This window comes from Kiritimatiellia bacterium (assembly GCA_028715905.1).
Lineage (GTDB): Bacteria > Verrucomicrobiota > Kiritimatiellia > JAAZAB01 > JAAZAB01 > JAQUQV01.
In genome coordinates, this window is the sequence record JAQUQV010000070.1 from 1 (window position 1) to 9,729 (window position 9,729).

Genomic DNA, 9,729 nt, shown 5'->3' on the forward strand with positions numbered 1-9,729 from the left:
CGGCCGCTCTATCTTGATCTGGCCGAAAACATCATTGAACAGGCCTGCCATTGGATTGACGGGCGGGGCATGGTCGTTGACCCCGTGGAAGGCGGCGACCAACGCTGGAAGGGCGGAACATCCGCGCGCTTCGCCTGCCCGGCCGCGATCCTCGCCCGTGAAAAAAACCGCCGTGATTTTCTGCCGCCGGCCATAAGGGCGCTTGACCAGGTGGCGGACAACGTCCTGAAAAACGCGGCCGAAGGCGGAGACTTTCTCCCCGGCGTGCTGGACCTGACCATGAAAGAAATTGTCGTTGCCTATGACATCCTCCGCGAACACACGGATGCCGGCCGGGCTGAAAAATGGCGCCTGGCCATCGCCGCCATTGACGCGGAGAAAACATACAAGTCTGGAAAGATTTTGGAGAAAGGCGGACGGCTGGATAATTACGGCGTTTCTTCCTGCACAGGCGAGTGGCTCCGCATCCGGCACGGTCTGGCTGACACGAAGGATTATGTGGATAAATACCTTGAGCTGGAGCTGGCGCATTTCACGGAAATGGGCATGTACCGCGACCCCGGCGACCCCATGCTTTACGACCTGATGGTCCGCCAGAACCTGACGGAAATGATGCATTACGGTTATGACGGCCGATTAAAGGACACTATCGCGGAAATCCTGCGCCGGTCCGGATTCATCACCCTGCTTTTCCTCTCACCCTGCGGTTACGCGCCCTTCGGCGGCCGCTCCAACGGCCAGCTGCACAACGAAGCCATGCTCGCCTATATTCTGGAACATCAGGCAAACTGCTGGCGGAAAAAAGGGCGCATGGACCTGGCAAGCGTCTTCCGCAAGGGCGCCTTGCAGGCAATGGAAGCGGTGGCGCCCTATGCAAAATCCCGGCCGTTACGTTTCATTAAAAATCAGTTTGATCCCAAAACCAATCACGGCAAGGACACAAGTTACGGGGAATACGCCAATTACGCCCTCCTGGCCGCCTCGCTCTTCGCCCGCGCCGCGCTCATAAGCGACGACACAATCCCGGTTGCCGATGGTTTTTCCGCCGCGGGCGGCTGCGTTTTTGATCTCTGGCCGGCGTTTCATAAAGTTTTCGCGGTCTGCGGCGATTCCCACGTGGAAATTGACACCCGCGCCCAGGCCGTATACGATGCGACCGGGTTGGGCCAGTTCCACCGGAAAGACGCGCCTCCGGAACTCGCGCTCTCCATGGGTATCGCGGCCGATCCGAAATATATCCGGCACGGAGTTTCCTCCGGCCGGGCGGCGGCCATCGGGCCCTGCTGGAAAATCGGCCAGCAATGGAGATCGCTGGCCCAAATGATCCCGGAAATAGAAGACGTGGTTTTTACAAAAAAATCCGCCGCCGCGGACGAGGCCGCCTGGTCGCTTCGCTGGTCTTTTGCCTCGCTGGCTCATCTATCCGTGGAATCGCTTCTTCAGGAATACCGCCTGGCAAAGGACTGTCTTGAAATTCTGGCGGCGATTAACGGCGGCTATAACCTTTTCGGTTTTGAGGTGCCCTGCCTGGTAACAAACGGAACGGCGCGGGCGCAAATAGAAATTTCGGACCATGGCCTCGCGGTTGAGCTTTCGGGCTGGCGGTTCCGCGTGGAACTGCGGGATGCAATCTTTGACAACCTGAGCGACGAAGTTTATGCCAACCGTTTCGCGCATTACCGCATTGCGCGTTTTGCCTCGGAAAAACCTGAAATTTCCGCGCGCTTATGGCTGGAAAAGCGCTGATTCTCGCCCTCCTCCGCGAGCGCCTTGCGGTCCTTGTTTCATGCCCCGCTTTCTTCCGCCTGGCGGGGGATTTATTCGCCGCAAAAAGGATTTGATTTTTGAGCCGCAAAAGGCATAATGCCGGGTTGATTCCGCTTGTTGCCGGCCGGCGCAGAAATTCTGCCGGGCGCCGGCATTTTATTTCTTTTCACGGGTAAACGACATGAAGCATATTATTCTTTACCGCTGCCAGCAATGCGGCGGACGCCGGAAATTATTCAGCGAAAACTGGGTGCGCGAATTTGTCCTGACCTGCTCCGGGCAGCTTGAGCCGATCCATATCCTGCGCGCGTTTGAGGACGGTGAATTCGGCGTGTGCGTCGTGCACTGCGCGCCGGGGGAATGCCGGACCCTGGCCGGCGCCCGGGCGGCCGTCCGCCACACAGAATATGCCCGGCAACTGCTGGAAGAAGTAAAAATCCATCCCGCGCGCGTCAAAACGATTTCTTTCCGGCCGGATTGCGACCTGCATGCGGAATTGAATTCTTTTGCGGAACAACTTAAACATCTGGAAGGACAGGCCGCCGGCGCAATTCCGGCCGCGCCGGAAAGGAAAAAAGCATGATTGTCGCCCAACGGAAACCCCTTGATGAAATCATCGCCAAGGCGGAACCCTTCAAAAAAGTCGTCATCGCGGGCTGCGAGACCTGCGTGGCGGAGTGCCATGCCGGCGGCAAGAAAGAGGTGGAAATCCTGGCCGCCCAGTTGCGCATAGCGTTCAACCGGAAAATGGTTCCAGTTGAAATCTCCGAATGCTCCATTGAACGGCAGTGCGAGCCCGAAATGATTGAATCCTGCGCGGAACAGATCGCGGCAGAGGAAGCCGTGCTTTCCCTCGCCTGCGGCGTGGGCGTCCAGCAAATGGCGGAACGGTTTCCCAACCTGCCGGTTTTCCCGGGATTGAACACGACTTTCATGGGCACCCATTCCGCGCCTGCAAAATGGGAGGAGCGCTGCGCCGGGTGCGGCAACTGCGTGCTGGACCTGACCGCCGGCATCTGCCCGATCGCCCGCTGCAGCAAGAGCCTGTTGAACGGGCCCTGCGGCGGCGCGCACGACGGCAAATGCGAGGTCTCCGAAGAAATCCCCTGCGCCTGGGCCGAGATCGTTGAACGCCTGACGAAACAGGGCAAGCTTGGCCAATTGAGACAGATTATTCCGGCCAAGGAATGGGATACGGCCCGCGACGGCGGTCCCCGCAAGCTGATTCACGGGGAGGCCGCCCCATGAAATCCGGAAGCCGCCTTGAACAACTGCTCTCCCGCGGTGAATTCGTCGTTACCGCCGAAATGGGGCCGCCCATGAGCGCGGACGCCGGCGCCATAATGAAAAAAACGGATTTTCTGCGCGGCACGGCGGACGCCTTCAATATCACGGACAACCAGACGGCCGTGGTGCGCATGTCCTCGCTCGCGGCGTCCGTGTTGTGTTTGCAAGCCGGGCTGGAACCGGTGATGCAGATGGTCTGCCGGGACCGGAACCGGATCGCCATGCAGAGTGATATTCTGGGGGCCGTGGCGCTGGGCATCCGGAACTGCCTGTGTCTTTCCGGCGACCATCAATCATTCGGCCGGGCCGGAAAACTCCTGGGCCATCCCGGCGCAAAAAACGTCTACGACCTTGATTCCATCAACCAGGTGCGGATGCTGCGGCAACTGCGCGATGAGCATAAATTCATGGGCGGCGACCCGGTGAAGGGGGAGGTGCCGCTCTTTATCGGGGCGGCCTGGACGCCGCTCGGCGACCCCGTTGAATTCCGCGTGATCCGCCTCGGCAAGAAAATCGCGGCCGGCGCCGATTTCATCCAGACCCAGGGTATTTACGACGTTGAGCGTTTCGCCGAAATAATGCAAAAGGCGCGGGCCGAAGGACTGCCTGAAAAGGCGGCCATTCTGGCCGGCATTATCATCCCCAGAAGCGCAGGCATGCTCAAATATATGAACAATCATGTGCCCGGCGTCGTTGTTCCTGAAAAACTGATCCGGCGCATGAGCGAGGCCAAAGACCAGAAAGCCGAAGGAATCGCGATCGCCGTGGAACTGATCCGCGACATACGAAAAATAGAGGGGATCCGCGGCGTGCATGTTCAGCCCGTTGAATGGGAATCCGCCATGCCCGCTATTTCCGAGCAGGCCGGTTTACTGCCGCGCCCGGAGGCCGCCGGATGAGCGGCAAGTATCATATTGATGTTGAACCGGAACCGGCGCGCTTCGCGCCGGTTTCCAAACTCAACCATATTGAACTCAACCGCTGCCTCGGATGCCTGCAATGCGCCCGGCGCGACTGCATATACGATGTTTTTACCGACAGAAAATTTCTTCCGCGCGAACTCGTGGATTCAGCCAACCGCCTCTGCAAGGCCTGCATGCGCTGCGTCCAGGAATGCCGCAACCGGATACTGATCAAGGCCCTTAATCCGGAATACCTGGAACTGGGCAACGCTTACTGGACGCCCGAAATTATCACCTCGCTCTGGAACCAGGCCGCCACCGGCAAAATCCCCGTATCCGGCGCCGGCTACGAAGGGCCCTTTTCCGGCGAAGGTTTTGACGACATGTGGACGGACATGTCGGAAATCGTCCGGCCCACGAGGGACGGCATTCACGGCCGCGAATACATCAATACCGCCATTGACATCGGCCGCAAGCCCGGCCGCCTCCATTTCAAGGACGGCCAACTGCTGGACGAATTGCCGCCGATTGTCTCATCCCCTCTGCCCATTTTGCTGGACCTGCCGCCGGCCGCGCGCCGCTGGAGCGCCGTGAAACAGGCGGTGCTGCATGCGGCCCGCCAGCTTAAACTCCTGGTGTTTGACGACGCGCCGCAATCGCCGGACGAACACGTCTTCGCCCGCTATGCGCCGGAAACGGACGTCGGCCCCGATTGCCCGCACCGTCTGTTTGAATTCTGCCTGGAATCAGCCGAGCCGGAAATTGTCCGGCGTCTGGCCGCCCGGATACGGACCTTGAGCCGGCGCCGGCCGGACGCGATAATCGGCGTTGCCGTGCCCCTTGAACCGCGCACGCAGGAGGCCGTTTTGCATTTTGTTGATCAGGGGATAAGCGTTCTGCGCGTTTATGCCGACCGGAACGGCCGCGAGTTTTCAAAATCATACCCGCGTTTTATCAAAGAAGCGGTGCGCGCAATTCATCTGGCGCTCGTGCAAACCGGCCGGCGGGATTGCGTCACGCTTCTGGCCGGCGGCGGCATTGCCATGGCCGAACACGTGGCCAAGCTGATCGCGTGCGGGGCGGATGGCGCGGTCATGGATGAGGCTCTGCTCGCGGCGCTGGAATGCCGGATATGCCGGCAATGCGCGGCGGAATGCCCGGTGGCGCTGGAATCAATGGACGCGGCCTGGGGCGCGCAGAGAATCACCAACCTGCTGGGCGCCTGGCATTCCCAGCTGATTGAGGTGCTCGGCGCCATGGGTTTGCGCGAGATACGCCGGTTGCGCGGCGAAATCGGGCGTGTGATGTTCTTCAAGGACCTGGAAAAAGAATGCTTTGCGCCGATCTTCGGGAAAAGAAAGGATTAATTAGCCACAAAAAGGCACAGAATGCACACCCTGACTTTTATTTTGTGATTTTCGTGCATCTTTGTGGCAAATTCTATACATGAATCAGATTCAAACAATGCCGTCCCGCTTCAGGAATCCGATCGGGAAATTCACAGTGCACCGCGCGGAAAACTGCGCGCAGTGCGGAAAATGCGCCGCGGTCTGTCCGCACGGAGTTCACGCCAAGGGCGGCGATAAAATGCTCCGGCCGCGGTCCCACCTTTGCGCGGGATTGGCCTGCGCGCGCGCGGCAGACGGATGCGTCCTGCAATGTCCGGCCCGGGCTTTGAGCGTGGAGATCAACCCCGTTTTTCAGGCGCTGGGCGATTACCGCTGGACCGGCGATCTGATCCTCTCCACCTGGCACCAGGCCGCCACCGGGCAACTGCCTTACATGGAAATGGAAAACGACTGCGGCGCGTCCGGCGGCGGGCTGGACCGCATCCGCATTTTATTGCCGGAAAAGACCTCCGGCATCAGCCCGGACCAGGTGGATTTACGTCTGAACCTGAACCGGCGCGGCGACGGCCGGCCGGAAGTGGTTATTGATCTGCCGATCTACGGCGGCGGCATGTCGTTCGGCTCCATCAGCCAGAACACGATGGCGGCCCGCGCCCGCAACGCCGAAGCCTGGAACACATTCACCTGCACCGGCGAGGGCGGCTACCCGGAAGCGTTGTATCCCTACGACCGGCACGTCATCACCCAGGTCGCAACCGGTCTTTTCGGCGTGCGCGAAGAAACCATTCAGCGTGTCCGCATGGTTGAATTCAAATACGCGCAGGGCGCCAAGCCGGGCCTGGGCGGGCACCTGCTGGGCGACAAGGTTACCGCGGCGGTTGCCAGAATGCGCGAGTCGGTCGCGGGCAACGCCCTCTTTTCGCCCTTTCCGTTTCATTCGGTTTATTCCATTGAGGATCATAAAAAACACGTGGACTGGATCAAGCACGTCAATCCGCGCGCGCTGGTTTCCGCGAAAGTATCCACGCCGGCGGACGTGGAGATGGTGGCGGTCGGCAGTTATTACGCCGGCGCGCACGTGATCCATCTGGACGGCAGTTACGGCGGCACGGGCGCCGCTCCGGAAATTGCCAAAAAGAACATTGCCATGCCGATTGATTACGCCATCAATAAAACCCACCGTTTCCTCGCGCAGGAAGGCATCCGGGAAAAAATCGTCCTGATCGCGTCGGGCGGACTGCGCACGGTCCATGATATTTTCAAGGCCATCGCCCTGGGCGCGGACGGCGTGGTGATCGGCACGGCCGAAATCGTGGCGCTGGAATGTCTGCGCTGCAAAAACTGCGAAAGCGGACGGGGCTGCTCGCGGGGCATCGCCAGCACGGACCCCGAACTGGCCGCGCTTTTCACGGCGGACTGGGCGTTTCAACGGCTCTACAACCTGTATGCCTCCTTCGCCGCCCAACTGCGCGGACTGCTGGCCGCCTGCGGCCTGACCCGTGTAACGGAACTGACAGGACGCACCGATCTCCTGACGCACCTTGATTACCAGAGGGAACAAAAATGAGCGACATCCCGGATACAATAATCCGCGCGCGGGCGGCCCTCGCCGGCGGCGGCGCTTACCCCGCGGAAAAAATCCGCAAAACCGACGACGAGGGCGGCTGCGGCGTGGTGGGCTTTGCCGCCAACGTGAAAGTGCCGGGGCGGCACATTTTTCAACCATCCATACAGATGCACAACCGCGGCAACGGCAAAGGGGGCGGCATCGCCGCGGCCGGCCTGGATGCGGCCTATTTCGGCGTAACGCAGGAAATTCTTGAAAACTGCTATCTCCTCCAGATCGCCTTTCTGGATTCGGGCGTAACGAACGAGTTGGAAAGGGAATTCATCCTCCCCTTCCTTGACGTGGCGCATTCCGCCGCGGCGCCCATGATGGAAGATTACCGCGGGCTTGGCCTGGACACGCGTCCGCCGGATGTAAGACGCTATTTCGTGCGCGTAAAGCCCGCGGCACTCGAAAAATTCTCCGCCGGTTTTCCCGGCCTGAAACCGAGGCAGGCGGAGGATGAATTCATCTGGCAGAATTCGTTTAAAATCAACCGGCAATTTTACGCCGCGCTGGGCGAAAAGAAGGCGTTTGTGCTCTCGCACGCGCGCAACCTGCTGATTCTGAAAATCGTGGGATACGCCGAGCAGACGGCGCAGTATTACCGCATGGAAAACATGCCGGCGCACATCTGGATCGCGCACCAGCGGTTTCCCACCAAGGGCCGCGTCTGGCACCCCGGCGGCGCGCACCCCTTCATCGGCATGAACGAGGCGCTGGTGCACAACGGCGATTTCGCCAATTATTATTCCGTGTGCGAGTATCTCCGCCAGCGCAACATGGAGCCCCAATTTCTGACGGATACGGAGGTGGCGGTGCAGATTTTTGACCTCTGGAGCAGGGTCTATCAATATCCGCTTGAATACGTCATTGAAGCCCTGGCGCCGACCACCGAGCTGGATTTTGACCGACTCCCCGAGGATAAGCGCCGGCTCTACGGCGCCATCCAGGCCGCCCACATCCACGGCTCGCCGGACGGCCCCTGGTTTTTTATCATCGCTTCCAGCCATCCGGACAAACCTGAATACCGCCTCATGGGCATCACCGACACCTCCATGCTGCGCCCCCAGGTTTTCGCCATGAGCGATGACGGAAAAACCCAGATCGGATTGTGCGCTTCCGAAAAACAGGCGATTGACGCGGTCCTGGAAAGCCTGGCAAAAGAAGACAAGCGCTTCCACCCGGCGGCCGACAAATACTGGAACGCGCGCGGCGGCAGCCACACCGACGGCGGCGCCTTTGTCTTCACGCTGAACGGGACCGGCAAACAAATCCGGCTCGCCTGCGCGAATAAATTCGGCGCGCCCCTAACCATAAAATCCGGCGTTGCATGGGACGGCTCCGCGCCGGCGGCGGATAATGGCCCGGCCGAACTCCGCGCAACCGCGCTTCAACTTCTGGAAAAACAACGGGCCGAAGAGCTTTTTGAAAAAACGGCGCGCGAAACCGCCTCCGGCTCTTTCACGGCTTTGCAGAACATCATTGAAGTCGCCGCTTCCCGGGGCGCGGCCGGAACGGCGCGCGCGGCCCTTGACGTTCTGACCTCGTTGCACGACCGGCGCTATGACCTCGGCCGTAAAAAACGGAGCTCCGTGCTGGAAATTATCCGGAACGGCATTGTCCGCCTGCTGGATGGAACGCCGCCCATTGACCACGCCGCCCCGTCCGCAAACGGTTTCCGCAGGATAACCTGGGAAACGCGGAACAAACTCCGCGCGCCGGTTCAGGGCGAAAATGCGCTCGTGGTTGACGCGCGCGGATTTCCCCCCGAGGGAGAAGAATGCGATGCCATGCTGCTGGTAAAGGCGGCCGAAACGGGATGGCGGCAATTCATCGTCTACGGCCTGCACGGACAGCGTTTCCATGGGTGCGGGTTCGGCCCAAACAGCGAAAATATCCGCGTTGATTTATACGGAAGCCCGGGTGACTACGCCGCCAGCGGGATGGACGGCTGCGAATTGTTTATCCACGGCGACGCCCAGGACCAGTTGGCCCAGATCCTCAAAAACGGCAAGCTGGTTGTTTACGGCAACGTGGGACAGACCTTCATGTACGGCGCCAAGGGCGGATCGGTTTTTGTCATGGGGGACGCGGCCGGCCGGCCGCTGATCAACGCCGTGGGCCGGCCGCGCGTGGTCATCAACGGCACCTGTCTGGATTTTCTCGCGGAATCATTCATGGCCGGCGATCCCCTGAATGGCGGCGGATTTGTCATTGTCAACGGCATCGCCTTCCTTGACAACGGCGCCTGGGAGCCGCTGGCGCTGCCCTACCCCGGCTCCAATCTTTTTTCCCTGGCCTCGGGCGGCGCGCTTTACATCCGCGACCCGCGCCAGACCGTCATCCCGCCGCAATTAAACGGCGGCCATATCGTGGAATTATCCAGGGCGGACTGGGCGCTGATCAAGCCGGTGCTGGAGGAGAATGAGCGGCTCTTCGGCGTTAAAGTTGACAAACTGCTGACCGTGGACGGCGTCCGCCTGCCGCCGGCCAGAGTCTACCGCAAGATCGCTCCAATCCAGGCCTCGCTCCTGGAGCGCGACCTCGCCGATGACGATGAATGAAACCCATTGATCGTTTGAAGTCCAAAACTTCCACGGACTTGAATGAATATGTTACAGTAAAACAATGGTTGTCAAATAAAATTGCTGGATAGCTGAATTTGCTTGATTTGTTAAACTCATGTAATATCGTGGAACCCCTTTGCCAGTGCGCCGCCGGCATGAGGATTTACAGCCCGCAATACCTGAAAAAACTGGCCGCTTTATGCCGCGCGCATGACATTCTCCTGATCGCCGACGAAATCGCGGTCGGG

Annotated in this window: 7 protein-coding genes and 1 pseudogene; all 8 read left to right on the forward strand. The window is 60.0% G+C overall.

The features are described from left to right. The coding region (locus PHP98_10610) for a hypothetical protein (protein MDD5484078.1) at nucleotides 1-1,746 on the forward strand (1,746 nt) is incomplete at its 5' end. A 202-nt stretch (nucleotides 1,747-1,948) separates the two neighbouring features. After that, nucleotides 1,949-2,350, forward strand: coding sequence for a hydrogenase iron-sulfur subunit (locus PHP98_10615; GenBank protein MDD5484079.1), 402 nt, complete (start codon nucleotides 1,949-1,951; stop codon nucleotides 2,348-2,350). Next, a complete protein-coding gene (locus tag PHP98_10620; protein MDD5484080.1) occupies nucleotides 2,347-3,015 on the forward strand; it encodes a methylenetetrahydrofolate reductase C-terminal domain-containing protein in 669 nt (222 codons plus the stop codon). Before PHP98_10615 ends, PHP98_10620 begins: the two co-directional genes overlap by 4 nt. Next, nucleotides 3,012-3,953, forward strand: a complete 942-nt coding sequence (locus PHP98_10625) for a methylenetetrahydrofolate reductase (protein ID MDD5484081.1) — start codon at nucleotides 3,012-3,014, stop codon at nucleotides 3,951-3,953. Before PHP98_10620 ends, PHP98_10625 begins: the two co-directional genes overlap by 4 nt. After that, the gene (locus PHP98_10630) at nucleotides 3,950-5,323 is read left to right on the forward strand and encodes a glutamate synthase-related protein (protein ID MDD5484082.1); all 1,374 of its coding nucleotides are present in this window, start codon (nucleotides 3,950-3,952) and stop codon (nucleotides 5,321-5,323) included. The genes PHP98_10625 and PHP98_10630 overlap by 4 nt, the downstream gene beginning before the upstream one ends. A 79-nt stretch (nucleotides 5,324-5,402) precedes the next feature. After that, nucleotides 5,403-6,872 (forward strand): glutamate synthase-related protein, encoded by a 1,470-nt coding sequence (locus PHP98_10635; GenBank protein ID MDD5484083.1) that lies wholly within the window; start codon nucleotides 5,403-5,405, stop codon nucleotides 6,870-6,872. Continuing rightward, nucleotides 6,869-9,478, forward strand: a complete 2,610-nt coding sequence (locus PHP98_10640) for a glutamate synthase (GenBank protein ID MDD5484084.1) — start codon at nucleotides 6,869-6,871, stop codon at nucleotides 9,476-9,478. The genes PHP98_10635 and PHP98_10640 overlap by 4 nt, the downstream gene beginning before the upstream one ends. A gap of 125 nt (nucleotides 9,479-9,603) precedes the next feature. Continuing rightward, a pseudogene (locus tag PHP98_10645) lies at nucleotides 9,604-9,729 on the forward strand (aminotransferase class III-fold pyridoxal phosphate-dependent enzyme).

What these genes read in the sequence shown, in the direction of transcription:
- PHP98_10615 (MDD5484079.1), top strand. Translation starts at nt 1,949, where the DNA reads ATGAAGCATATTATTCTTTACCGCTGCCAGCAATGCGGCGGACGCCGG.
- PHP98_10620 (MDD5484080.1), top strand. Translation starts at nt 2,347, where the DNA reads ATGATTGTCGCCCAACGGAAACCCCTTGATGAAATCATCGCCAAGGCG.
- PHP98_10625 (MDD5484081.1), top strand. Translation starts at nt 3,012, where the DNA reads ATGAAATCCGGAAGCCGCCTTGAACAACTGCTCTCCCGCGGTGAATTC.
- PHP98_10630 (MDD5484082.1), top strand. Translation starts at nt 3,950, where the DNA reads ATGAGCGGCAAGTATCATATTGATGTTGAACCGGAACCGGCGCGCTTC.
- PHP98_10635 (MDD5484083.1), top strand. Translation starts at nt 5,403, where the DNA reads ATGAATCAGATTCAAACAATGCCGTCCCGCTTCAGGAATCCGATCGGG.
- PHP98_10640 (MDD5484084.1), top strand. Translation starts at nt 6,869, where the DNA reads ATGAGCGACATCCCGGATACAATAATCCGCGCGCGGGCGGCCCTCGCC.